Source organism: Cyanobium gracile PCC 6307, from assembly GCF_000316515.1.
GTDB classification, from domain to species: Bacteria; Cyanobacteriota; Cyanobacteriia; order PCC-6307; family Cyanobiaceae; genus Cyanobium; species Cyanobium gracile.
On record NC_019675.1, the window covers coordinates 2,030,547 to 2,053,874 of the forward strand.

24 protein-coding genes and 1 pseudogene are annotated in these 23,328 nt (G+C 68.9%); 12 read left to right on the top strand and 13 right to left on the bottom strand.

The window, feature by feature from the left end; genetic code table 11:
* Positions 1–76 precede the first annotated feature (76 nt).
* Both CYAGR_RS09900 and rdgB read left to right on the top strand, forming a co-directional pair.
* The gene (locus CYAGR_RS09900) at positions 77–1,546 is read left to right on the top strand and encodes a phosphohexomutase domain-containing protein (RefSeq protein WP_015109667.1); all 1,470 of its coding nucleotides are present in this window, start codon (positions 77–79) and stop codon (positions 1,544–1,546) included.
* A complete protein-coding gene (rdgB, locus tag CYAGR_RS09905; protein ID WP_015109668.1) occupies positions 1,546–2,220 on the top strand; it encodes an RdgB/HAM1 family non-canonical purine NTP pyrophosphatase in 675 nt (224 codons plus the stop codon). Before CYAGR_RS09900 ends, rdgB begins: the two co-directional genes overlap by 1 nt.
* On the opposite strand, the gene CYAGR_RS19180 is transcribed toward rdgB, so the two are convergent.
* The gene (locus CYAGR_RS19180) at positions 2,221–2,829 is read right to left on the bottom strand and encodes a glycosyltransferase family protein (protein WP_245552503.1); all 609 of its coding nucleotides are present in this window, start codon (positions 2,827–2,829) and stop codon (positions 2,221–2,223) included.
* Positions 2,830–2,898: 69 nt separating this feature from the next.
* A pseudogene (locus tag CYAGR_RS19615) lies at positions 2,899–3,342 on the bottom strand (hypothetical protein); the annotation flags it as partial.
* Between the two features lie 638 nt (positions 3,343–3,980).
* Between CYAGR_RS19615 and CYAGR_RS17830 the strand changes: the two are divergent.
* Positions 3,981–5,159: a glycosyltransferase family 61 protein gene (locus CYAGR_RS17830; protein ID WP_172637176.1), complete on the top strand. Its 1,179-nt coding sequence runs from the start codon at positions 3,981–3,983 to the stop codon at positions 5,157–5,159.
* 406 nt (positions 5,160–5,565) lie between these two features.
* Here CYAGR_RS17830 and CYAGR_RS09915 read toward each other — a convergent pair whose 3' ends face one another.
* Positions 5,566–5,886 carry a YciI family protein gene (locus tag CYAGR_RS09915; RefSeq protein WP_015109671.1) on the bottom strand — a complete coding sequence of 107 codons (321 nt, stop codon included), beginning with the start codon at positions 5,884–5,886 and terminating at the stop codon, positions 5,566–5,568.
* An 80-nt stretch (positions 5,887–5,966) separates the two neighbouring features.
* On the opposite strand from CYAGR_RS09915, the gene CYAGR_RS09920 reads away from it, so the two are divergent.
* Together CYAGR_RS09920 and CYAGR_RS09925 are read left to right on the top strand one after the other, a co-directional pair.
* Positions 5,967–6,131, top strand: coding sequence for a Nif11-like leader peptide family natural product precursor (locus tag CYAGR_RS09920; RefSeq protein ID WP_015109672.1), 165 nt, complete (start codon positions 5,967–5,969; stop codon positions 6,129–6,131).
* A 37-nt stretch (positions 6,132–6,168) separates the two neighbouring features.
* The gene (locus tag CYAGR_RS09925) at positions 6,169–7,044 is read left to right on the top strand and encodes a glycosyltransferase family 32 protein (RefSeq protein WP_172637177.1); all 876 of its coding nucleotides are present in this window, start codon (positions 6,169–6,171) and stop codon (positions 7,042–7,044) included.
* 30 nt (positions 7,045–7,074) lie between these two features.
* Here the strand turns inward: CYAGR_RS09925 and CYAGR_RS09930 are convergent, their stop codons facing one another.
* From CYAGR_RS09930 to hisB, 3 genes are all read right to left on the bottom strand, one after another.
* Positions 7,075–8,556, bottom strand: a complete 1,482-nt coding sequence (locus tag CYAGR_RS09930; RefSeq protein ID WP_015109674.1) for a carotenoid oxygenase family protein — start codon at positions 8,554–8,556, stop codon at positions 7,075–7,077.
* 86 nt (positions 8,557–8,642) lie between these two features.
* On the bottom strand, positions 8,643–8,801 hold the full coding sequence (locus tag CYAGR_RS18395) for a hypothetical protein (protein WP_015109675.1): 159 nt from the start codon (positions 8,799–8,801) through the stop codon (positions 8,643–8,645).
* Positions 8,802–8,843: 42 nt separating this feature from the next.
* The gene (hisB, locus tag CYAGR_RS09935) at positions 8,844–9,518 is read right to left on the bottom strand and encodes an imidazoleglycerol-phosphate dehydratase HisB (protein WP_015109676.1); all 675 of its coding nucleotides are present in this window, start codon (positions 9,516–9,518) and stop codon (positions 8,844–8,846) included.
* A 93-nt stretch (positions 9,519–9,611) separates the two neighbouring features.
* Here hisB and CYAGR_RS09940 point away from each other — a divergent pair, with 93 nt between their 5' ends.
* Together CYAGR_RS09940 and CYAGR_RS09945 are read left to right on the top strand one after the other, a co-directional pair.
* On the top strand, positions 9,612–10,214 hold the full coding sequence (locus tag CYAGR_RS09940; RefSeq protein ID WP_015109677.1) for a carbonic anhydrase: 603 nt from the start codon (positions 9,612–9,614) through the stop codon (positions 10,212–10,214).
* A 172-nt stretch (positions 10,215–10,386) separates the two neighbouring features.
* Complete coding sequence (locus CYAGR_RS09945; RefSeq protein ID WP_015109678.1) at positions 10,387–11,679, top strand: glycosyltransferase family 61 protein; 1,293 nt, start codon at positions 10,387–10,389, stop codon at positions 11,677–11,679.
* Here CYAGR_RS09945 and fabI read toward each other — a convergent pair.
* Positions 11,666–12,448, bottom strand: coding sequence for an enoyl-ACP reductase FabI (fabI, locus tag CYAGR_RS09950; protein ID WP_015109679.1), 783 nt, complete (start codon positions 12,446–12,448; stop codon positions 11,666–11,668). The genes CYAGR_RS09945 and fabI overlap by 14 nt on opposite strands.
* Positions 12,449–12,518: 70 nt before the next feature.
* Here fabI and CYAGR_RS16550 point away from each other — a divergent pair, with 70 nt between their 5' ends.
* The gene (locus tag CYAGR_RS16550; protein ID WP_015109680.1) at positions 12,519–13,193 is read left to right on the top strand and encodes a 4'-phosphopantetheinyl transferase family protein; all 675 of its coding nucleotides are present in this window, start codon (positions 12,519–12,521) and stop codon (positions 13,191–13,193) included.
* A 19-nt stretch (positions 13,194–13,212) separates the two neighbouring features.
* Here the strand turns inward: CYAGR_RS16550 and CYAGR_RS09960 are convergent, their stop codons facing one another.
* Entirely contained in the window at positions 13,213–13,779 is a 567-nt protein-coding gene (locus CYAGR_RS09960; RefSeq protein WP_015109681.1) for a hypothetical protein, read from the bottom strand.
* A gap of 79 nt (positions 13,780–13,858) precedes the next feature.
* On the opposite strand from CYAGR_RS09960, the gene CYAGR_RS09965 reads away from it, so the two are divergent.
* Together CYAGR_RS09965 and CYAGR_RS09970 are read left to right on the top strand one after the other, a co-directional pair.
* The gene (locus CYAGR_RS09965; protein ID WP_015109682.1) at positions 13,859–14,443 is read left to right on the top strand and encodes a thioredoxin family protein; all 585 of its coding nucleotides are present in this window, start codon (positions 13,859–13,861) and stop codon (positions 14,441–14,443) included.
* Between the two features lie 53 nt (positions 14,444–14,496).
* Complete coding sequence (locus CYAGR_RS09970) at positions 14,497–15,699, top strand: DegT/DnrJ/EryC1/StrS family aminotransferase (RefSeq protein WP_015109683.1); 1,203 nt, start codon at positions 14,497–14,499, stop codon at positions 15,697–15,699.
* 23 nt (positions 15,700–15,722) lie between these two features.
* Here the strand turns inward: CYAGR_RS09970 and CYAGR_RS09975 are convergent, their stop codons facing one another.
* The 3 genes from CYAGR_RS09975 to folK are packed head-to-tail and all read right to left on the bottom strand — an operon-like array spanning position 15,723 to position 18,504.
* Positions 15,723–17,237 carry an FAD-binding domain-containing protein gene (locus tag CYAGR_RS09975; protein WP_015109684.1) on the bottom strand — a complete coding sequence of 505 codons (1,515 nt, stop codon included), beginning with the start codon at positions 17,235–17,237 and terminating at the stop codon, positions 15,723–15,725.
* Positions 17,237–17,797 (bottom strand): NUDIX hydrolase, encoded by a 561-nt coding sequence (locus CYAGR_RS09980; RefSeq protein WP_015109685.1) that lies wholly within the window; start codon positions 17,795–17,797, stop codon positions 17,237–17,239. The genes CYAGR_RS09975 and CYAGR_RS09980 overlap by 1 nt, the downstream gene beginning before the upstream one ends.
* Before the next feature lie 53 nt (positions 17,798–17,850).
* Positions 17,851–18,504: a 2-amino-4-hydroxy-6-hydroxymethyldihydropteridine diphosphokinase gene (gene folK, locus CYAGR_RS09985; RefSeq protein ID WP_245552504.1), complete on the bottom strand. Its 654-nt coding sequence runs from the start codon at positions 18,502–18,504 to the stop codon at positions 17,851–17,853.
* 131 nt (positions 18,505–18,635) lie between these two features.
* On the opposite strand from folK, the gene CYAGR_RS09990 reads away from it, so the two are divergent.
* Both CYAGR_RS09990 and bchD read left to right on the top strand, forming a co-directional pair.
* On the top strand, positions 18,636–19,328 hold the full coding sequence (locus tag CYAGR_RS09990) for a class I SAM-dependent methyltransferase (RefSeq protein WP_015109687.1): 693 nt from the start codon (positions 18,636–18,638) through the stop codon (positions 19,326–19,328).
* A gap of 55 nt (positions 19,329–19,383) precedes the next feature.
* Entirely contained in the window at positions 19,384–21,489 is a 2,106-nt protein-coding gene (bchD, locus tag CYAGR_RS09995; protein WP_015109688.1) for a magnesium chelatase ATPase subunit D, read from the top strand.
* Here the strand turns inward: bchD and CYAGR_RS10000 are convergent.
* Together CYAGR_RS10000 and CYAGR_RS10005 are read right to left on the bottom strand one after the other, a co-directional pair.
* On the bottom strand, positions 21,476–22,498 hold the full coding sequence (locus CYAGR_RS10000) for an MlaD family protein (RefSeq protein ID WP_015109689.1): 1,023 nt from the start codon (positions 22,496–22,498) through the stop codon (positions 21,476–21,478). The two genes, bchD and CYAGR_RS10000, sit on opposite strands and share 14 nt — an antisense overlap.
* A gap of 4 nt (positions 22,499–22,502) precedes the next feature.
* Positions 22,503–23,261, bottom strand: coding sequence for an ABC transporter ATP-binding protein (locus CYAGR_RS10005; protein ID WP_245552659.1), 759 nt, complete (start codon positions 23,259–23,261; stop codon positions 22,503–22,505).
* Positions 23,262–23,328: the final 67 nt, after the last annotated feature.

The following is a 23,328-nucleotide window of genomic DNA, read 5'->3' on the forward strand; positions in this document are numbered from 1 at the left end:
CCGGCACCCGCTGCGGCCATCGGGAGCGTCCGGCCTGCTACGACCGGCCTGCCGCTCATTCGCCTCCGCGCCGCCCATGGCTTCCGCCCCCCTGCCCCTCGAGGCCGGACCGATCCACTTCGGCACCGATGGCTGGCGGGGCATCCTCGGGGTGGACATCACCATGGAGCGCCTGCTGCCGGTGGCGGCGGCCGCCGCCCGGGAACTGGCCGCCAGCGCCCCGGAGGGCCTCACCAGCCGGGAGGTGGTGATCGGCTACGACCGGCGCTTCCTGGCCCCGGAACTGGCCGAGGCCATCGCCGCCGCCGTGCGGGGGGCCGATCTGGTGCCCCTGCTGGCCGCCACCCCCGTGCCCACCCCGGCCTGCAGCTGGGCGGTGGTGGAGCGGGGCGCCCTGGGAGCGCTGGTGATCACCGCCAGCCACAACCCGCCGGAATGGCTGGGTCTCAAAATCAAGGGGCCCTTCGGCGGTTCGGTGGAGGGCGACTTCACAGCGCGGGTGGAGCGGCGCCTGGCGGCCGGGGGCCTGACGGTGCCGATCCCCGGCGACACCGAGCGTTTCGATGCCATGGGCACCTACCTGGCGGGCCTCGGCGCCAAGGTCGATGCGGCGGCCCTGGTGGCGGGCCTGGCGGCCGCCGGCCTGCAGGTGATCGTGGACCCGATGCACGGCTCGGCCGCCGGCGGGCTGCCGGCCCTGCTGGGGGAGGCGGGGGCCCCCGCCGGCGTGATCCGGGAGATCCGGGGGGAGCGGGATCCCCTCTTCGGCGGCCATCCGCCCGAGCCGCTGGCCCCCTACCTGGAGCGGCTGATCGCCGAGGTCCGCCAGGCCACGGCCGCCGGCCGCCCCGCGGTGGGCATCGTCTTCGACGGCGACGGTGACCGGATCGCCGCCGTGGACGAGCAGGGCCGCTTCTGCAGCACCCAGCTGCTGATGCCCCTCCTGATCGACCATCTGGCCCGGGCCCGCGGGCTCGGGGGCCGCGTCGTCAAGACCGTCAGCGGCTCCGATCTGATGGCCCTGGTGGCGGCCGACCTGGGCCGGGAGGTGATCGAGATGCCCGTCGGCTTCAAGTACATCGCCGCCGAGATGCTCAGCGGCGAGGTGCTGGTGGGGGGCGAGGAATCGGGCGGGGTGGGCTTCGGCCTCCATCTGCCGGAGCGGGATGCCCTGTTCGCGGCCCTGCTGCTGATCGAAGCCCTGGTGGAAGGGGGGCAGCCCCTCGGGGCCCGGCTGGCCGCGCTGCAGGAGCGCTGCGGTGGCGCCAGCGTCTACGACCGCCTCGACCTGCGTCTGCCGGACATGGCCAGCCGCAGGCGGCTGGAGGCGTTGCTGGCTCAGGATCCGCCCCGGGAGGTGGCCGGAGCGGGGGTGCAGGAGGTGAACCGCACCGATGGCGTCAAGCTGCGCATGGGCCCCAGCCACTGGCTGATGCTGCGCTTCTCCGGCACCGAGCCCCTGCTGCGCCTCTACTGCGAGGCCCCCGACGCCGACCGGGTGCAGGCGGTGCTCACCTGGGCGCGCCAGCTGGCGGAGAGCATCTGATGCCAGGCCCCCTGCAGCCCCCAGCGGAGCCCGGGGTGGCGCCCACCGAGCTGGTAATCGCCAGCGGCAACGCCGGCAAGATCCGGGAGTTCGCCCATCTGCTGGCCTCCCTGCCCCTGGAGGTGCGGCCCCAGCCCGAGGGCCTGGAGGTGGAGGAAACGGGCAGCACGTTCGCCGCCAATGCCCGCCTGAAGGCCGAGGCGGTGGCCCGGGTGACCGGCCACTGGGCCCTGGCCGACGACTCGGGCCTCGCGGTGGCGGCCCTGGGCGGCGCCCCCGGGGTCCATTCGGCCCGCTACGCCGACAGCGACCCCGCCCGGATCGCCCGCCTGCTGCGGGAACTGGGCGAAGCCGACCGGAAGCGGCGCGCTCAGGGCCTTGCGCCGGACCGCCGGGCGTCCTTCGTGGCCGCCCTGGCCGTGGCCGATCCGAGCGGAGCGATCCGCCTGGAGGTGGAGGGCCGCTGCGACGGAGAGATCCTGGAAGCGCCGCGGGGCAGCGGCGGCTTCGGCTACGACCCGGTGTTCCTCGTCCCGGAGACGGGCCTGAGCTACGCGGAGATGGACAAGGGCCTCAAGGGGCGGCTGGGCCATCGGGGGCGGGCCTTCGCCCGGCTGGAGCCAGGCCTGTGGGAGCTGTTGGGCGGCGACCGCAACCGGAACGGCTCCGAGTGATCACGAGCGGGCCGCGGGGGCGCGGCGGCGGGCCACCAGCGCCGCCGACAGGGCCTCGGCCAGCGCCGCGGCACGCTTCGGCCAGGTGGATTCCATCGCGAACCTGTGGCGCTCCGCGGCGCGGCCGTCCTGGAAGCCGGCGGCGGCGAGGCGCTCAAGGGTGGCCGTGAGTGCCTCGCCATCGACGCAGTGATAGGCCAGGCGGGGGGTTTCGGCGATCTGGGCGCAGGTGCCGGTGTAGAGGATCGGCTGGCCGGTGGGCAGCTGGGAGAAGAAGCGGACGGGGCTGCTGCAGGGGTTGATGTCACCGTCGGTGAGGGGCAGCACAGCCGCGTCGAGGGTGGCGAAGTAGGGCTGAAGCTCCTCATACGGCAAGGCGCCGACGAAACGACAGCGCGGGCTGCTCTGCAGGTGGGCGAGGCCAGGAAGCGAACAGTGGACCGGCCCTACGAACAGCCAGCGGAGCTGCGGCAGCGCATCGTGGGCCGCCACGATCGGCAGCAGGTCAATGCGTGTGCCGATGACGCCGATGACGCCGATCAGCGGCCGGAGCCCTTCAGGCAGACATGGTGGAAGCGGTGCCGGCCGCTCAGGCGGAGTATCTGGCAACCAGGTGTCGGGGATCCCATTGGCAATCACATGGACGCGGGCAGCATCGAGTCCGTACCTCCTTTGGAGTGCATCAGCCAGTCCTTTGGACACCGGGAAGAGAAGGTCGGCATGCCTGACCAGAAGCGCCTCCTGCTTGAGGCGAACAAAGGAATAGGCAGCGTAATCATCACTGATGTGGTAGCCGATCAGAGGAGCCAGTCGGCGATAGTGAAGGGCGTAGGGCCAGAAACGGGGTTCTGTGACGATCAAGGCATCTGCCCTTCCATAAGCGGCACGAAGGCGTCGCACGGCCATGGGCGCCAGCAATCTCGCGAGCCATTCTCGGTGAGAAAAAGCTCCCCGGGGCAGAACGCACTGAGGCTGTGGCCGCGGCCATGGGATCCAGCCGGAGCGCGTCAGGCACGGATTCAGGGGAACAACCTCGCAATAGTCTTCCAAGGCACTGAAAAGAGCCTGCTGCCATGGCTTACTGGAACCAGCCACGAACACACGTCGAAGGCCTTGATTCATCGTCAGAGAAATCAGTCAGCTTCAACAAAGGAGAGATGTAGAACCACTTCGAGAGTCTACAGATGACACCATTGAGCAAGCCAATCATAAAGGGTTCCTCTCCTATCCGTCGACATCTGCTCTCTCCATGACTCCCAAGACTCCGAGTCGAACCTGATGGAAAGCCCGACTCATGGCCCAGAAGATAGCCATTACGGTCGTTTGAATGGTCACCTCAGTCGACGGAAGGTTCCAAGCCCAAGCGGAAACAGCCCTGATCCCCGAACCGGGAAAAGGCGCTGAAGACGCAAAGCTGGAATCCGTGGAGCCAGGCATGATCCCACGACGGCAAGCGTCACCATGGCAGAAGGTCAGGAGACCATGTCCCATCTTGAGGCCATGAGCATCTGGCAGCATGCGTGGGGCATGGCTTGGCAAAGCGGAGGGTGTCGGCTCTTCGCCGATGACAACGGCATTCAGCAACTGATCGACGTATTGGTCCACGCAGAAATGGTTCGAGGGCAAACAGGATGAATGGCCATCTGCGCAAAGGATGCCTGGCAGCCGCCCGAGCCTTGCGTCTGAAGTCATGGGCTGCCTTGTGCAAGGCCAGAGCGAGGAAGTCGCATGGGTACAAGTTCTTACTGGCAGTCTGGCTGATGAATGCTTACGTTAAAGCAGCGAGATTATTGGCTCACAAGCAAGCTGGTTGCACGAGAAACCGCAAAGCCACCCCTTCAAAAGTGATCACGTTTCAGGAGATTGCGGCCAGGGCGAAAGCCGGAGAGCCAATGGCCGAAATATCAGCAACCTGCGCTGGAGGACTCACTCGTTCGGATCCTGTTCGATCCACGAAGAGTGCGTCGGATTTGTTGTTGCTCAGCGTCAGCAAACAAGGTTGTACGTTGCTGTCTGATGCCAGGCTCCTGGATGGTGGAAATTCAATCGTTCATCAAGGCCTTTTCATCCGTGGTAGATGGCGAGAAAGGAAGAACGGAATCACTGAGATTGAAACCGAGCCAGAATTTCATGCACATGCACAAAAGATCCTGGATGGCACCAATCTGGAACCATCGACCATCCAGGGACTGTCCCTATGTGTCGCAGGCCCATGGAGCGATAATTACTTTCATTGGCTGATGCAATACCTGCCAATTCTCAAGATTGCCAGTCAATGGCAACCACTATCAACAATTGATCACTTCCTGGTCAGGGGACCGGTCAAGGACTTTCAACGGGAAGCGCTCGCCAGGTTTGGCATACCGGCGCACAAAGTCATTGGCATCAACAAGAATCAAGTTTACATCATCGAAGACCTTCTGCTCACATCCATCCCTTGCGATAATTTCACATATGAGCCCTGGGTGATCAGAATGCTCCGCGAGCTCACAGAATCAGGATCCCGGAAGGGAAGGCCAACCTCACTTTTTTTTGACCGACGGGCTCCAGCGCCACGCAGGATCGTCAATATGGCTGAGATCAGCGATCTTCTTGAAAACTACGGAATTCAGTCCATTGACTGCAGCACAATCAGCTTCCAAGAGCAAATCAATCTTGCTTCTTCATCCAGTCTTCTGATTGGCGTCCATGGAGCCAGCCTGGCCAACAGTGTCTTCAGCGCTCCAGGTACCGTCTTGATTGAGCTATTACCTCGCAACTACCGTCCGCGCTACTTTTCAGAACTCGCGTCTGCCTGTCAACTGCAGCACTTGAAGCTGTCAGGAGTCGAGCCAGGGCCACTGCCATTGCAACAACCGATCTACAATGCAGATATCATTGTTCCGACCAGAAGACTGAAGATGATGCTGGAGAATCTTGCGACAGACAGAGCACGATGACTCCGGTGACCCTTGCCTGGGTGAGCTGGTCGCATGACCAGGCCGCTCTCCATGGCTGGAAGGCTTCAAGAACCGCCTGGAGAGAAAGAACAGCCTGGAGTGTCAACCTGATTGGGTGCTGCTCTGCAAGAGTCTCTTTGATCTCGGGTCATCAGGAAAAGGGCTCAACCCTCGGCAGGGCTTCACTGCGTCGACTGGCGAAAGACTCCACAAATCAATTTTCTCAAGGTGATTCAAGGATGAGATGAGAAAGGATCATCCGTCTGCAACAAGCCGGCCGTTGAGGGCTGGGCCAAGGGTGATCCAGGGCACTGGAAGACCCCCCTTCCATGGGGGAATGGATCGAAGGGTCAGCGCTTCGATGCCACCAACGGGATTCTTGCCGGTCCCCTTCCCACTCCGGGCCTTACCGCCCTCCTGTTGCCGATGATGACACGGTGTCGAAATCCCCAACCGTTGGAATCCAGCCCTGGAGTTGCCAGTCCACAGAACCACTGGCGACCATCGGATCCTGACGGACCAGTGCCTCAGCGGCCGTGTAATCCTCGGCCTCCAGCAGCAGCAGACCCCCACCGCCGGGTCGCCCATGGCGATCCACCAGGTAGCCACTGCAGATCCTCCTCCCATCCCGGCGCAGCCGCTCCACCCAGCGGCGATGGTCCTGCAGGTGGGGAACCACCTGATCGTGGGGGAGGCGGAAGGTCTCGGTCTTGATGAACCAGGCCATGGCAGAAGGCGAGCGGGCCGGGCTCTCTGGTAAGGCCCCACAAGGGAGTAGGACTAAGACGGTCCGATGCCCATGGTCCCATGTCCAAATCCCAGCTGAACGCCTTCCTCGCCAAGGTGGCGGCCGATCCGGCCCTGAAGGCCCGTGTCGATGCGGCCGCCGACAGCGATGCCGTGGTGGCCATCGCCCTCGCCGAGGGACACCTGTTCTCCCCCGCCACCCTCAGCCGCTTCTCTCGCACCTGAGGGGCTCCGAAGCTGAGCGATGCAGGAGCGGAGCAGGGTGAACCAGGCCAGTGCATGGCTGCTCTCGGCGGCTTCCCTGGCGTCCCACCCACCGGCCAGCCGTGGCATCCCCAGGATCATCCACCAGACGTTCGGCACGAGAACCGGGATGCCGGCAGTGCTGCAGGAGAACTGCCGGGCGATCGCTGCCATGAATCCGGACTTCGCCTATCGCTTCTATGACGATCGCGATCATGTGAGTTTCATCGGCGAGACGTTCGGCCCGGAGATTCTTGCCAGATATCTGCTGATCGAACCTGCCTATGGTGCCGCCAGGGCTGATCTGTTTCGCTATCTGTGCCTCTACCATTTCGGCGGGGTTTACCTGGACATCAAGGTCGGAGTCAACCGACCATTTTCACAGGTGCTGCGCCCAGATGATGCCTTTCTGCTGAGCCAGTGGGATCATTCACCCGGCAGTCGCCATGCCGGCTGGGGGACCCACCGGAAGCTGGACGGCATCGCTGGCGGTGAATTTCAGCAGTGGTACATCATCGCCTCACCTGGACATCCCTATCTTGCGGCTGTCATTGCCGACGTTATCAGGAACATCGATCGCTTCAATCCCTTCACATTCGGGAATGCGTGGGAAGCTGTGATCTGCACCACGGGCCCGATCGTCTATACGCAAAGCATCCACCGGATCCTGGAGGCCCATCCGCACAGGTGCCTCACCAGCAGCGAAGAGATCGGCCTCCAATACAGCATCTTCGATACCGGTGCCGACCCGAACGCCCACCGACGGCTCTACCGGGACTACCGCAAGGCAGAAATCCCGTTGATCCGCCAGCCCTTTCCCCTCTCCCTGCTCTGGCCCCTGCTCAACCTGGCCCGAAAGGTGGCGCGCCGCCTGCGGGGGCTGCTGCGGCGCTGAGCCCCCGGGCGAGCGCCGGAACCTGCGACCTCAGGCCGCCACCCAGCTGCCATGCAGGCCATGGGGGATGGCCAGGGGGAGCTCCAGCACGGCCACCTCGTCCATCGAGGCGGCATCAAGCACGACCAGATCGCTGGCGCTGCGGGCGCCGTTCCAGACCAGGCCGAGCACCCAGCCGTCGTCCTCTGCCGTGGCGCCGGGACGGGGCACCATGATCGGCTCACTGACGAAGCCGCGGGGCGCCGCACTCCAGACCCGGGACTCACCGCTGGCGAGATCGAGCTTCATCAGGGCCTGCAGGGGGTCGTTGCCGCGCTCCCGCTCGGCCACCGCCATCCAGCCGTAACGGCTCTCGAGTCCCACCCGGGCCGGAGCCACCATGGCGAATTCACAGGTGCGCTCGCTCAGCCGCGAGGCCGTGACCGTGCCGCTGGCCAGATCGAGACGGCAGCGCTCCAGCAGCCCCTCGGGGATGCGGTCGAAATCGACCTCCTTGTAGTCCTGGTCGGGGCCGATGGAGGGGAAGTCGGCATAGAAGATGCTGTCGACCACCACCGCATCGCCGTCCTCCCAGGCGTTGAGGTGGTGAAACACGAAGCCTTCCGGGGCCTCCAGCACCCGCGGCTCCTGGCCGGCGAAGGCGCCGTCCTGGCGGGGAATCAGCCAGAACTGGCCCCGGGCGCCGGCCCGGGACTTCAGGCACTGGGCGGCCCCTTTGCGGCCGAGCACGTAGGGGAGGGGGTTGAAATCGATGGCGTTCTGCAGGAACACCGCCCAGTTGGGGGTGATGGCGAAATCGTGCAGAAAGGCGAAGCCGCCGAAGCTGTGGCTGGAGTCGGCCAGCAGGGTGCCGGCCCCGGGGCCGTCGGCGGCGAACTCCATCAGGCGCACCGTGCTGCGGGGGCCGGCCTTCACCCCGAAGGTGACCATCCGGGGAGCGCCGTGGTGGCCGGGATCGAAGCGGGGGTGGGCGCTGAAGGCCTCGCCGGGCTTGAGCACCCCGTCCAGCAGGGTCAAGCCGCGGGTCTCGAGGCTGACGGGATCGAGGGCATGGGGGGAGCTGGCCTCCCAGAGGGCGAGCAGCTGGTCGCCGAGTCGCACCACGTGGGTGTTGGCGATGTTCTTGAGGCGAAGATCGAAGGCGTTGGCCAGCGGACCGCCGGGCTTGGGCGTGCCGAAGACGCCCCGGTAGAGCACCGTGCCGGCCTTCTCTTCGGCCAGCCAGCCCTCGGTGCGCACGAAGCGATTGCTCAGGCGGACGCCACCATCGGAGAAGCGCAGGGCCGTGACCATCCCGTCCCCATCGAAGGGGTGGTGGACCCAGTGGCCACCACGCTCGAGCCGGCCGGGGCCGTTGCGGTAGAGGGTGCCGCTCAGCTCGGCCGGGATCGCGCCACGGGCGGCGGCGAGAGGCTCGTCGCTGAGCTCGACGCTGACGTTGCGAAAGGAGCTGGCCCAGTCGGCCCGGTCGTAGGCAGGCGAGGCCGCAGCAGCGGGGGAGGCAACGGTCATCGGATCAGCCCACGAAAAGAACAGCGCAGCGCGCCGTCCCGATTATCACGTAACGGAGTGTGAAGACGTGGGCGGTCGTGCCGGCCTCAGATCTCGCAGGGCAGCTCCACCACCGGGCAGGGGGGCTGGGAGACGGCACAGGGGGCCGCCTCGACCTGGCCCGGCAGGCAGTCGGCGGCCCGGGCCGGCGCAGCCACGGCAACGGCAGCCGTAAAAGCCGCCACCAGCAGATGGAGAGGACGCATGGAGCGTATGCAGATCACTTGATGCTAGTGGCGGCGTACCGCTCAGGCACCGGCGTGGCCGGCGCGCTCCAGCACCCCCTTGCTGCTGGGCACGGCCCCACCGCGGCGAGGATCGATCTCCACCGCCTGGTCGAGGGCGCGGGCGAAGGCCTTGAATCCCGCCTCAACGATGTGGTGGGAGTTCACCCCCGCCAGCTGGCGAATGTGCAGGGTGAGGCCGGCGTTGTTGGCCACGGCCACGTAGAACTCCCGCACCAGTTCGGTGTCGTAGGTGCCGATGCGCTGGGCCGGGATGGCCAGGTCGTAGCTGAGGTGGGGCCTGCCGGAGCAGTCGAGGGCCACCTGCACCAGGGCCTCATCAAGGGGGGCCAGGAAGTGGCCGAAGCGCCGGATACCCCGCCGGTCGGCCAGGGCCTGGGCCAGGGCCTGGCCCAGGGCGATGCCCACGTCCTCGTTGGTGTGGTGGTCGTCGATGTGGGTGTCGCCCCGGGCGGTGATCTCCAGATCCAGCAGGCCGTGGCTGGCGATCTGGTGGAGCATGTGGTCGAGGAACGGCACGCCGGTGGCCACCTGGCAGCGGCCGGTGCCGTCGAGATCGAGGGCCACGCGCACGTCTGTTTCACCGGTGACGCGATGGATCTCGCCGGTACGCGGCTGGCCGGTGCGCAGGGGGCTGGTGGACACGCAGGCGAAGGCAACGGGCCGGACCTGAATCATGCCAAAGCCCCCGCGGCCATGCCCTGAAGGCCGGTCGCGCGCATGGTGTGGAGCGCTACGGCAGCGGGCCAGAAGGGATGGTGTGGTTGCCGTATGCAAGAACGTCCGGGTGCCGTCCTCGACCAGCTGCGCGCCGGGCACCAGCGCTTTCTCGACGGCCACTCGCTCCACCCCCACAGCGATCGCCTGCGGATGCTGGAGGTGGAAGCCGGCCAGAGTCCCGTGGCGGCCGTGCTGGGCTGCGCCGATTCCCGGGTGCCGGTGGAGATGCTGTTCGACACGGGATTCGGTGATCTGTTCGTGGTGCGCAACGCCGGCACCATGAGCACCGTGGCCGCGATCGCTTCTCTGGAATACGCCGTGAGCCACCTGGAGGTGCCGGTGATCGTGGTACTCGGCCATGCCGCCTGCGGCGCGGTGGCGGCGGCGTTCGACCGGGAGCTCAGCCTGACCCCGAGCCTGGCCCAGGTGGTGGGCCAGCTGCGCATGGAGCTGTTCAGCCTCGGCGGTGAAGACAACCTGGAGCAAGCCTGCCGCCACCACACCCTCAATGCGGCGCGCAATCTCGTCGATTCCAGCGTCATGCTCACCGACAGGCTCAGGTCCGGCCGCCTCCAGGTGGAGGCGGCCTACTACAACCTTCACACCACCAGCATCGAGTGGATGGGCGCCCTGATGCCCATGGGGCAGGGGTGAGCCGCCCGCTGGCCCTGCTGGGGCCTCAGGAACAAGGCCGTATCAATAGGAACCCTGCCTTCGCCATCCGCAGGGGCCCAGAGGAGCAGGTGCCTCGATGCCGGTCTCCAGCCAACGTCTCGCGTCCAGCCCCCTACCCTTCCGGCAGGAATAGCGAGTCCCACCGTCTGGCATGTCGCGGCAGCTGCTCACGGAGACTCGGGACATCCTGGCGCTGCCTTCCTTCCCTGTTGCCCTGCAGGGGAGGCCGACGGAAGGACTGTTCTGGGACCCCAGGCAGGACCGGGTCGTCCTCGATGCCCTCCCGGCCATCAGTACGCCGCCCGGGCACCACGAGGTTCAGGTGGATGCCGGTGCACTGGCATCAGCCAGCCAGAGCCACGCCGACCAGAGCAGGGTCATCGAACCCACGGCGATTTTCGGGGGCTATCTGCTGCGGCACTTCGGCCATTTCCTGCACGAGAGCCTCAGCAGGCTGTGGTGGCTGGGCCAAGGAAAGTCCCCCAATTCTCTGGTCGAAGGGGTCCGGAGGCGGCTGCAGGCGGAGGGGGGCGATGTGGTCTTCTTCATGCCCCACTGGCTTGATGACGGCAAGGACCTTCCCGCCTACATGGCCGAGGTGCTCACGGGCCTGGGACTGCCCATCGAGAGAATCCGGATCCTGGTGGAGCCGGCCCACCTCCGCCACCTCCTGATCCCTGCCCAGTGCTGGGGGTTCCGTTTCGATCAGCCCGCCTGGAACGAAGAGCTGGGCTGTGACTGTCGTGAGCTGATGCGCAACCTGCTGGGCAGCTACGACAGGACGGCGGCGCCCGGGGAGAGCACGTTGCCTTCCCCGGAGAAGCTTTACGTCACCCGCACCGGACTGCCCCTCCAGCTGGGGCGACTGATCGGCGATGTCTTCCTTGACCGGCTGATGGAGGCCGCAGGCTTTCGGATCTACCACCCCGAACGGCACTCCATCGCCGAACAGATCCGGCAGTACTCCCACGCCAACGAGCTGGTTTTCATGGACGGCAGCGCCCTTTATCTGCTCTGGTTCTGCCGACTGCGGCCAGGGGTACGCATCAGGGTGATCCTGCGGCGCCGTCAGGGGGCCTGGATGTGTGATCAGGTCAAGCTCCTGCTGCCGGCCACCGCCGGCCTCCGCTGGCAGGTCGTCGATGCCCTCAAGGCGGAGAGCCTCACCTCAGAGAACGACTGGGAGTCACACAATCTGGCGAACATCAGTGCCTTGGCCCACCAGCTGGCCCCGAAGACCCACCTCCCACGCGAGCAGATCCGGCACACGCTGACGATCTGCACAGAAGAACTGGTGGCCAACCTCGACGCAGCTCAACTGGCCGGCGTCCTGCAGGCGTTGCTCTATCAGTTGCTCCCACCTTCGGAGCCGCCAATCAGCGGAACACGCGCACAGCTGAGACGACTGGCTGGCCGGTTGAAACGTCGACTCACATCCCCGTGATGCAATACCCCGCATCCACGTAGATCACCTGACCGGTGATGCCGCTGGCCAGGGGACTGGCCAGGAAAGCCGCCGTGCTGCCCACCTCGTCCTGGGTGACGGTGCGGCGCAGGGGGGCCTTTTCCTCCACGTTGTGGATCATGTCGAGGATGCCGCCGATCGCCGAGCTGGCCAGGGTGCGGATCGGGCCGGCGCTGATGGCGTTCACCCGCACCTGCTGCTCGGGGCCCAGCTCCGCCGCCAGGTAGCGCACCGAAGCCTCCAGGGCCGCCTTGGCCACGCCCATCACGTTGTAGTTGGGGATCGCCCGCTCGGCGCCCAGGTAGCTGAGGGTGATCACGCTGGCCCCCGGGCTGAACAGGGGCTTGGCGTGGCGGCACAGCGGCGCCAGGGAGTAGGCGCTCACCTCCAGCGCCCGGGCGAACCCCTCCGGAGTGATGGCGCTGAAGTCGCCCACCAGCTCCTCCTTGCCGGCGAAGGCCAGGCAGTGGATCAGCACATCCAGCGTCCCCCACTGCTCGGCGATGCGCTGGAACAGGGCCTCGATCTGGGCCGGGTTCTGCACATCCAGGGGCTCGAACAAGGTGGGGTTCAGGGGGGCGGTGAGTTCGCGCACCTTGCCCTCGAAGCGACCCCGGTCGTCCGGCAGGTAGGTGATGCCCAGTTCGCAGCCCGCCGCGGCCAGCTGCTGGGCGATGCCCCACGCGATCGAGCGGTTGTTGGCGATGCCGGTGACGAGAGCCTTCTTGCCGCGCAGATCAAGGAGCATGGGAAACGAAGCGCCGGAGGGCGAAGAGATGCAGTCCGGCGATTCTCCCCCACCCGCGGGGGGCACTTGCGTGCACCGGCCCCGGCGCTGGCCAGAGCGGACGGGCTCGGCCCTGGCCCCACCCCTCTGGCCCCCCGCCGGGCCCGAGGGGCCTCCCCTGCTGGTGCTGATCGATCGCCGCGATCCGGACGTCCGGGCGCTGCTCACCCCTCTGGGGGATCTGCTGGATCCAGATGAACGGCAACGGCTGGGCCGGCTCCGGGGCGAGGGGGATGGCGAGCGCTTCCTGCTCGGTCGCGGCGCCCTGCGGCTGTTCCTGGGGAGCTGGCTGGGGTGCGACCCCGCCGGACTCGTGCTGGGGGCGGGTCCCCATGGCAAGCCGGAGCTGCTCACCCCGCCGCCAGCCGCCCCATGCTTCAACGTCTCCCATTCGGGTGACCTGATCCTGCTCGGCTTTCACCCCCGGCGACCGGTGGGGGTGGATGTGGAGCAGCCGCGACCGGTGCCGGAGTGGCAGGGCATCGCCCGCCGCTGCCTGCCGCCGGGGGAGCGGGAGGCGATCGGCCGCCTGCCGGAGCAGCGGCGCGAGCAGGCCTTCCTGGCCGCCTGGTGCCGGCTGGAGGCCCACCTCAAGGCCAGGGGCCAGGGTCTGTTCGGACCGCCTCCCGCCCCGGGGGAACCGGAGCCGGTGGTCTGGCCCCTCGTGCTGCCGGAGGGGTACGTGGGCGCCGCGGCCCTGGCCTGAGCCCCTCGGGCGACGGCCGTCACCAGCCCCCGTGGCCCGTCTCCTCGGGCTCCTCGAGGTCGTCGGGGGTGAGGGGCAGCCCCAGCAGCTGCTTTTCGGCCCGCCGGATCGCCCGCGGGTCGCTGAGCAGATCGGGTTCCTCCAGCAGGGGCAGGACCGGCGGCCGGTGTTCGGCCGCCGTCCGCGGCGGCGGCTCCCACTGGAAGGTGCTGCCGTGGGCCCGCTGGCGGCAGAGCGCCTCCATCTGGCGCCGCAGGGCCAGTCGCACCGTCCCCCGCTCCAGGGCCTGGAAGAACTCCTCCCGGGGGGCCAGCCCGAAACTGGTGGGCTGGGGGCCGTTGCCGCCCCGCAGCCGGGCGGCGTCGGGGAGCCAGCGGGGCCGGCAGACCCCGGGGCGAGCAGTGTCCGTCTCGATCCAGATGTGCAGGCCTTCGCCGCCGGGCCGGCTCACCACGGCGAGCCCGTCGTTGGGCTGATGTCTCGGCAGGGGGTACACCCGGCCGCTGGGGCGTTGATCGGCGGGCACACAGCCGGCGAGCAGGGCCGCCAGAAGCGGCAGGGCCAGCAGACGGCACGGTGGCGGCACGGCGGGAACGGCTCGGTGGCGGCGATGATCCTTGCCCGCTCTCCCCCATCCGCTCTGCAGCAAGGGCGGCAGCACAGCCATGGTCCTGACGAGCTCCACCATGCTGCCCCTAGGCACCCCCCTGCCGCTGGACGCCATGGAGGCCGGGCTGCTGCCGGTCACGGGCAGCCCGCTCGAGGCCGCCGCCCTGGCCGGGAGCCCGGTGCTGGTGCTGTTCCTCTGCCCCCACTGCCCGTTCGTGAAGCATGTGGAGCCAGAACTCACCCGGCTGCAGGGCGACCTGGAGGGGCGGGCGAGCCTGATCGGCCTCTGCAGCAACAGCACCGCCAGCCATCCCCAGGACGGGCCGGCGGGGATGGCGGCCCAGGCCGCGGCCTGCGGCTGGACCTTCCCCTACCTGCAGGACCCCGACCAGAGCGTGGCCCTCGCCTTCCGGGCCGCCTGCACCCCGGACGTCTTTCTCTTCGATGGGGCCCACCGGCTCGCCTACCGGGGCCAGCTGGATGGCAGCCGGCCCGGCGGCGAGCCCTGCGACGGCCGGGATCTGCGGGCGGCCCTGACCGCCCTGCTGGAGGGGCGGCCGGTGCCGGAACCGCAGCGGCCGGCGATCGGCTGCAGCATCAAATGGCGGGCCGGCGCCGAGCCCCCCTGGTTCAGCGGCTGACTCTTCCCGGGGCCGGCGGCGGCGGTCGGATCCGCAGGCTTAATGTTGCCGCCATGCATGTGCCCCCCTTCAGTCTCAGCGAGCAACTGCAGCAGCTGGGAGACGCCCTCGATCAGGCCGTTCTGGAGGTGCTGCGCAGTGGCCAGTACATCGGGGGAAGCACCATCAGCGGCTTCGAGGCCGCCTTCGCCGAGGCCTGCGGGGTCCCCCATGCCATCGGCTGCAACAGCGGCACCGATGCCCTGGTCCTGGCCCTGCGGGCCCTGGGAATCGGCGCCGGTGACGAGGTGATCACCAGCTCCTTCAGCTTCTTCGCCACCGCCGAAGCGATCAGCGCCGTGGGGGCCACGCCGGTGTTCGTGGACGTGGATCCTTACACCTACCTGATCGATCCGGAGGGGATCGAGGCCGCCATCACCCCAGCCACCCGGGCCCTGATGCCGGTGCACCTGTTCGGCCGGCCGGTGGACATGGAGCGGATCATGGCCATCGCCACCGCCCATGGCCTGCGGGTGATTGAGGACTGCGCCCAGGCCAGCGGCGCCAGCTGGGCCGGGCGGCCGGTCGGCGGCTGGGGCGACGCTGGCTGCTTCAGCTTCTTTCCCACCAAGAACCTGGGCGCGGCAGGTGACGGCGGCATGGTGGTCTGCCAGGACGCCGCACTGGCCCAGCGGATCCGGGAGCTGGCGGTGCACGGCATGCCCCGCCGCTACCTGCACACCGATCTGGGTTACAACAGCCGCCTCGATGCCATGCAGGCCGCCGTCCTGATGGTCAAGCTGCCCCACCTGGCCAACTGGGTGGAGCGGCGCCGGGCCATCGCCGAGCGCTACCAGCGGGAACTGGCGGGCCTGCCCGGCCTGGTGCCCGCAGCGCCCGGGCCGGAGGGCCACAGCTGGAACCAGTTCGTGGTACGGGTGCCCCGCTGCCCGGCCGCCACGAGCGCCTGCGGGGGTCGCTGCACCCCGGCCGCCGACAGCGCCAGCTACGGCCTGCCCGAAGCCTGCTGCCGCGACTGGCTCAAGCAGCAGCTGCAGGAGGCCGGGGTGACGACGATCATCTACTACCCGATCCCCATCCACCGGCAGCCCGCCTACGCCGCCCTCGGCTACGGGCCCGGCAGCCTGCCGATCACCGAACGGCTCTGCGCCGAAGTGCTCAGCCTGCCGATCTTCCCGGAACTCAGCGCCGAGCAGCAGGACAGCGTCATCGCCGCCGTGCGCAGCCTGGTGGGGGCCGAAGCGGTCGTCGCCTGAGGACAGGCCCTGCCCCGGGCCGCCTAGCCCCGGGGCAAGGCGGCGTGGAGCGCCTTGAAGCGGGCCTGCTGGACCTTGTGGCTGACGATCGGCTCGGGGTAACCCCGGCGCTCCAGCGGTCCGATCGCGCCGCTGATCAGGTCGGCGGTAGCCACATGGGCCAGCTCCGGCAGCCAGCGGCGGATGTAGGTGGCCTCGGGGTCAAACTTTGACGCCTGGGTGGCGGGGTTGAAGATGCGCAGGGGCCGGGGATCCATGCCGCTGCTGGCGCTCCACTGCCAGCCGCCGTTGTTGGCCGCCAGGTCGCCGTCCACCAGCCGCTGCATGAACACCTGCTCGCCCAGGCGCCAGTCGCAGATCAGATCCTTCACCAGGAAGGAGGCCACGATCATGCGGCAGCGGTTGTGCATCCAGCCGCTGGCGTTCAGCTGCCGCATCGCCGCATCCACGATCGGGAAGCCGGTGCACCCCTCCTCCCAGGCCCGCAACCGCTCGGGATCGTTCTCCCATGGGAAGACCTTCCACTGGGGCCGGTAGGGCCCGTCGGCGAGTTCCGGGAAATGGAACAGGGCCTGCTGGTAGAACTCGCGCCAGGCCAGCTCCTGCTCCCAGACGCCGATGGAGGTGAGGGCCTCGGCGCTGCGGGCGAGGGCCCGGGCGCCCTGGGCGGCGGCCCAGGCCTGGCGGGGGCTGAGGGTGCCGACGCTGAGGGCGGCGGAGAGCGCGGAGGTGCCGGCCTCACCCGGCAGGTTGCGGCCCGGTTCGTAGGCGGCCAGGGGACCGCCGTTGACGCCCCCGTCGGCGAAGGCCTGCAGCTGGGCCAGGGCGGCCGCCTCCCCGGGGCGGCAGGGGCAGAGATCGGCGCCGCTGAAGGGGAGACCGAGCTCCTCGGCGCTGGGTACGTCCTCCAGCCTGGGCAGGGCCTGCCACAGGGGCGCGCGCTCCGCCGGCAGGGCGGTGGGCTCGAGATCCAGCAGACCGTCCGGCGCCGCCACCGGCTCCAGGCCGCCGGCTGATCCGGCGCCGAGGGCGGCCCGGCCCTCCACCTGGCCGCGCCAGTTGCGCAGGTAGGGGCCGTAGACCCGGTAGGGCTCCCCGGCGCCGGTGCGGATCGCCTCCGGGGCCACCAGCAGCTGGTCCCAGTCCACCAGCACCCGGGTGCCCTGGGCCCGCAGCGCCGCCGCCACCTGCCGGTCGCTCTCGCGGCGGGCGGGCTCCACATCGCGGTTCCAGGCCACCACCGCGGCCCCCGCCGCCCGGGCGGCCAGAGGCACCAGGGCCAGCGGATCGCCCCGCAGGATCAGCAGCTGGCTGCCCGCCTCCCGCCAGCGGGCCGCCAGCTCCCGCAGGCTCTCGCATAGGAACCAGGCCCGGGCCGGTGCCATCGTCGGGTGGCCACCCTGTCCGGCCAGGAACGCCGGATCGAGCACGTAGAGGCCGGTGACCGCCGGGGTGGCGGCGGCGGCGGCCGCCAGGCCCAGGTTGTCGGCCAGGCGCAGGTCGCGGCGATGCCAGAACAGCCAGCGCTCCGGGGCCATCAGGATCCCAGCAGCTGGCGGGCGCGGTACCAGGCGGTCACGGTCTTGCCGTCCAGGGCCTCGTCGCCGCTCGCCAGGAGCGCATCCAGCTGGGCCGGCTCCAGCAGCAGCACCTCCATGTCCTCGTCGTCGTCACCGGGGGGGCGGTCCTGCAGCAGGGTGAGCTCGCGGGCCAGGAACAGGTGGATCACCTCGTCCGAGTAGCCGGGGCAGGGGTGCATGGCCCCCAGGGGATCCCAGCGGCTGGCGCTGTAGCCGGTCTCCTCCTCCAGCTCCCGCCGCATCGAGCCCAGGGGCTCCTCCCCCTCCTCCAGGGTTCCGGCCGGGAACTCCAGCAGCCGGCCGGCCACGGCGAAGCGGTACTGGCGCAGGATCACCACCCGGCCGTCCTCGAGCACGGGCACCGCCAGGGACGCACCCGGATGGCGGATCACGCCGTAGGTGCCCTCGATGCCGATCGGCAGCACCACCCGGTTGAGCTCGAAGCGCACCTTGCGGGCCTGCAGGGCGGCGGTGGTTTCCAGATGGATGCTGGGCTCGGGGGGCGGCAGGGGAGCCATGGGGCAGGCCATCAGGGCCCCCAGTGTGACCGGCGGGGGCCGCTGGGCGCGGTTCAGGGACCTTCGGGCCAGCCGGTCCGGCCCGAGAGCCGCTCAGGAGGGATCTCGCCAGGCCGGGCCAGCAGGTCCGCCAGCCGCTCGGCCACGCTCACGTCCTCTCCCGGCAGAGGCTGGTGGGGATCGATCGCCGCCAGGGGGGCAAGCACGAACGTGCGCTCTCCCAGCCGCGGATGGGGCAACACCAGCTCCGGGCTGCGGCAGAGGTGGTCGCCGCACCAGAGCAGGTCGAGATCGAGGCTGCGGGGTCCCCAGCGTTCGCGCCTCTCCCGGCCGAAACGCCGCTCCAGCGCCAGCAATCGCCCCAACAGAGCATCCGGCGAAGGCCAGGGATGGAGGTCGGGCCCGGCCGCGTCCCGCTCCACCAGCAGGACGGCGTTCAGGTAGGGAGGCTGCCCTGGCGGCCCGCCCACCGGCACCGTCATGAAGAGCGGCGACCAGTGCCGCCACAACGGCCGAGCGACCTCTGCCGGCCGCTCCCCATGGGCCACCCAAGCGTCGATGGCTTCGCTCAGCAGCGGCCGTACCGCCACAAGCGTGACCGCCGGAATACCGAGGTTGGCACCAAGGGCGATGGCGAGTGTGCGAGAGCAGGAGGCCTCCATGCCAGGCACCTGCCGATCAGGGGTGAGCTCCAGCGCGACGGGCACTGTCAGGGAGCACCAGACGCCCAGGAGCGAATCGAACAGGAAGGGGCAACGTAGCTTGAACGCATCCGAGCATCATCAAGAGAGATCTGATGGGAATCAGAAGCAGCTTGAGGACGACCAAAAACAAAATCATGCGAGCGCTTCTGAACCAGATTGTATGGCAGCTTAACGAGGAGATGCCGGAGGACCTTCCGCGACTGCTGGCCCCACGCATCGGGTTGGCCCTGGGAATACCGATGCCCCTTGGATCGCCTCTGAGCAAAGCCGACCACCACCGCACCAGCGAAGAGTTTCTTGTTCAACATCTGGGGCTCTGGGACAGCCTGCCAGGCGCCAGTTCGCTTGATCTTGGCTGCGGAACGCGCCCCAGGAACCCATTCCATGCCGACCACGTGTATGGGATCGATATCCGAAGTGATACCGATCACTCGGTGGTCTCTGCCGACCTGAGCGTTGCCCCCATTCCCTTCCCCGAAGAACACTTCGACTTCGTGACCGCCTTCGATTTCATCGAACATGTACCTCGTGTCATCCACATTGGCGCATCCAACAGGTTCCCTTTCGTCGCACTGATGGACGAGATCCACAGAGTGCTGCGACCGGGTGGCATCTTTTTCTCCAAAACGCCTGCTTTCCCGTCACAGGAGGTTTTTCAGGATCCAACGCATATCAATCCGATCACTGAGAACACATTCCCGCTTTACTTCTGTCGGCAAGGCTCGAATCGGCCATGGGCCCACATCTACGGCTTCCGTGGATCGTTCGAGCTCCTTGCCCAGGGCCACGGTTACCACGACCTGATGACTCTCATGCGGAGGGTCTGACCCCTCCGCCGCCACCCGGTCGGCGAGACTGGCCACCCCACCCAGCCACTGCCCCATGGTCGTCAGCGGGTCCCCTGCCGCGCCCGCCGGTGCCGCCCCCACCGGCAGCTTTCCGCTGGCCGCCATCACCGGCCACGGCACCCTGAAGCTGGCGCTGCTGCTGGCGGCGGTGGATCCGGGCCTGGGCGGGGTGGTGATCGCCGGCGGGCGCGGCACCGGTAAGTCGGTGCTGGCCCGCGGGCTCCATGCCCTGCTGCCGCCGATCGACGTGATCGATCTGGCTGATGGTCCGGGGCTGCGGCAGGCCGATCCCACCCGGCCCGACGAGTGGGACGGCCCCACCCGGCAACGCATCACCGAACTGGGCGGCGATGCCAGCGGCACCGACCCGGCTGCTTTGCTCCCCACCCGGGTGATCCCGGCCCCGTTCATCCAGGTGCCCCTCGGCGTCACCGAAGACCGGCTGATCGGCTCGGTGGACGTGGCCGCCTCCCTGACCGCCGGGGCGCCGGTGTTCCAGCCCGGGCTGCTGGCGGAGGCCCACCGGGGCGTGCTCTACGTCGACGAGCTCAACCTGCTGGACGACGGCATCACCAACCTGCTGCTGGCGGCGGTGGGCTCCGGCGAGAACCGCATCGAACGGGAGGGTCTGAGCCTGTCGCATCCCTGCCGCTGCCTGCTGATCGCCACCTACAACCCGGAGGAGGGGGCGGTGCGCGACCACCTGCTCGACCGCTTCGCCATCGCCCTGTCGGCCAACCAGCTGCTCGACACCGACCAGCGGGTGGCGATCACCCGCTCGGCCCTCGACCACGGCGCCTCCAGCGCCGCCTTCGGCGCCCGCTGGCAGGAGGAGACCGAAGCCCTGGCCACCCAGCTGCTGCTGGCCCGCCAGTGGCTGCCGGACGTGACCATCGACCGGGAGCAGATCCGCTATCTGGTCACCGAAGCCATCCGTGGCGGCGTCGAGGGCCACCGGGCCGAGCTCTACGCCGTGCGGGTGGCCCGGGCGCATGCGGCCCTCTCCGGCCGCGACCGGGTGGAGGCGGACGATCTGCAGGTGGCGGTGCGCCTGGTGATCGCCCCGCGGGCCCTGCAGCTGCCGCCCCCGGATCCCGACCAGCCCATGGAGCCGCCGCCACCGCCCCAGGGGGAGCAGCCCCCCGAGGAACCGGAGCCGCCCGAGCAGGAACCGGAGAGCGAGGAGCCGGAGGATCAGGACGAGGAGGACGAGGACGACAGCCCCCAGGACCAGGCCCCGCCGCAGATCCCGGAGGAATTCCTGCTCGATCCGGAGGCCACCGCCATCGACCCCGACCTGCTGGTGTTCGCCTCGGCGAAAGCCAAGAGCGGCGGCAGCGGCAGCCGGGCGGTGGTGTTCAGCGACAGCCGCGGCCGCTACGTGAAGCCGATGCTGCCCCGGGGCCCCGTGCGCCGCATCGCCATCGACGCCACCCTGCGGGCCGCCGCGCCCTACCAGAAGGCCCGCCGCGCCAGGGATCCGCACCGCAAGGTGATCGTGGAGGAGGGGGACCTGCGGGCCAAGCAGCTGCAGCGCAAGGCCGGCGCCCTGGTGATCTTCCTGGTGGATGCCAGCGGCTCGATGGCCCTGAACCGCATGCAGAGCGCCAAGGGGGCCGTGATCCGCCTGCTGACCGAGGCCTACGAGAACCGGGACGAGGTGGCCCTGATCAGCTTCCGCGGCGAGCAGGCCGAGGTGCTGCTGCCGCCCACCCGCTCGATCACCGCCGCCCGCCGGCGGCTGGAGTCGATGCCCTGCGGCGGCGGCTCACCCCTGGCCCACGGCCTCGCCCAGGCGGCCCGGGTGGGGGCGAACGCCCTGGCCACCGGCGACCTGGGCCAGGTGGTGGTGGTGGCCATCACCGACGGCCGCGGCAACGTGCCCCTGAGCCGCTCCCTGGGACAGCCGGCGCTGGAGGGGGAGGAACCGGTGGACCTCAAGGAGGAGCTGCGGCAGGTGGCCAGCCGCTACCGAAGCCTGGGTCTGCGGCTGCTGGTGATCGACACCGAGCGCAAATTCATCGGCAGCGGCATGGGCAAGGAGCTGGCCGAGGCGGCCGGCGGCCGCTACGTACAGCTGCCCAAGGCCAGCGACCAGGCCATCGCCGCCATCGCCCTGGAGGCGATCAACGGCTTCTGACGGTGGGGGAGAGCCGGTCCTGGGCAGCCTGACGGGCGGCCCTGGCTTCCTGCTGGCGGGCGTCCTGGCGGGCCTTGCGGTCGCGCGCCGCATCCACTTCGGCGGGGTAGAGCTCCTCGAAGAAGCGGCCCAGGCCGATCGAGACGCTGCGGATGCCGTCGAGGAACTTGGGATCACCCGTGAGCTTGCTCATGTCGCCGCCGACGGCCGACCAGCGGTCGGTGAGCTGCTTGGCATTGGTGAGGGTGGCCTGGAGATCGGCCACGGTCTTCGGGTTGTCCAGGGCCGCCGCCAGGTTGCCGACGTGCTTCGAGGCCCGGGCAGCGTCGGCGCTGGCGAGGTTGAGGTTGCTCAGGATCGGATCCACCTTGCCCGCCGAGCGGTTCAGCTGGTTGACCAGCACCTGGGCGTCGTTCAGGAAGACCTGGCCGCTCTTGGTGAGCTTCTCCGTCTCCTTGGCGGTCTTGGAGAAGGCAGCGGTGGCCGCCACCATCTGGTGAACGAGCTGTTCCTTCTCAGCCTGATTGAGCAGGCTCTGCACCGTCTCGGTGACCGTGTCGAAGCTGGCCGCCGCGACGCCGGTCACCTTGCCGCCGTTGCAGACCATGCGGGTGTCGTTGCAGCTGCGGTCCCGCGGCCCCGGCAGGCTGGCCGGCAGCGGAGGACCACCGGCCAGCAGCGACACCTGGGCGTCGCCGCCGAGCAGGGAGGCGGCGCTGACCCGGGCCACCAGGGGACGGGCCAGACGCAGGCGCGGGTCGGTGATCTCCAGGTCGGCCACCACGGCCGCATCGGTGACCGTGACCCTGCGGACGTTGCCCACCAGCACCCCCCGGAACCGGACGGGGGAACGGACCGCCAGACCACCGGCATCGGCGAAGCTGGCCCGGATCGTCCAAGTGTCGCGGCTCAGGGAGACGCCCCGCAGCCAGAACCACAGGCCCAGCCCGCTGGCGATCGCCGCCAGCAGGGAGAATCCAACCAGGGCTTCACGGACACTCCGGCGCATGGGCTCAGTTCTCGGCCGGCTGCATCGGTCCGTGCAGACTACCGCTCCGAAACTGCACCACATAGGGATTGGTGCTGACCCGGAAGTCCTCGACCGAGCCGACCCAGCGGAAGCGGCCGTCGTAGAGGAGGGCGACGCGCTCGGCGCAGCGGTCGATCGTGCTCATCACGTGGCTCACTACCAGGGTGGAGGCGTGAACAATGCGGGAGGTGCGCACGATCAGGTCCTCGATGCGGGTGCAGGCCACCGGGTCGAGACCGGCGGTGGGCTCGTCGAAGAGCAGCAGGGGCGTGCGGGCCGAGGCCAGGGTGGGGTCGTCGATCAGGGCGCGGGCGAAGCTCACCCGCTTCTGCATGCCGCCGCTGAGCTCCCCCGGCATGCGGTCGGCGATGCCCGCCAACCCCACGGCCTGCAGGGCCTGGTTCACCCGCTCGGCGATCTCCCGCTCCCCCAGGCGGCTGAAGCGGTAGAGCAGGAAGCCGACGTTCTCACGCACCGACAACGAGGCCAGCAGGGCGGGGTTCTGGAAGACCAGGCGCACGTCCGGGGGGTGGCGCTGGTCGAGGCGCAGGTAGGTCTGGGGTTCGCCGTGGATGCGCAGCAGGCCGGAGGTGGGCAGCTGCAGGCCGGCCAGGAGCCGCAGCAGGGTGGACTTGCCGGAACCCGAGGGCCCCACCACCACGAGGCGCTCGCCCGGCGTGAGGCTGAGGTCGACGCGGTCGAGGACCATGTTGGATCCCCAGCGCATGCTGAGGTTCTCCATCTGGGCCACCGGAGGGATGGCCGGGGGAACTTTCAGCGCGAGTTGACTGGAGGCCAAGGAACCACGG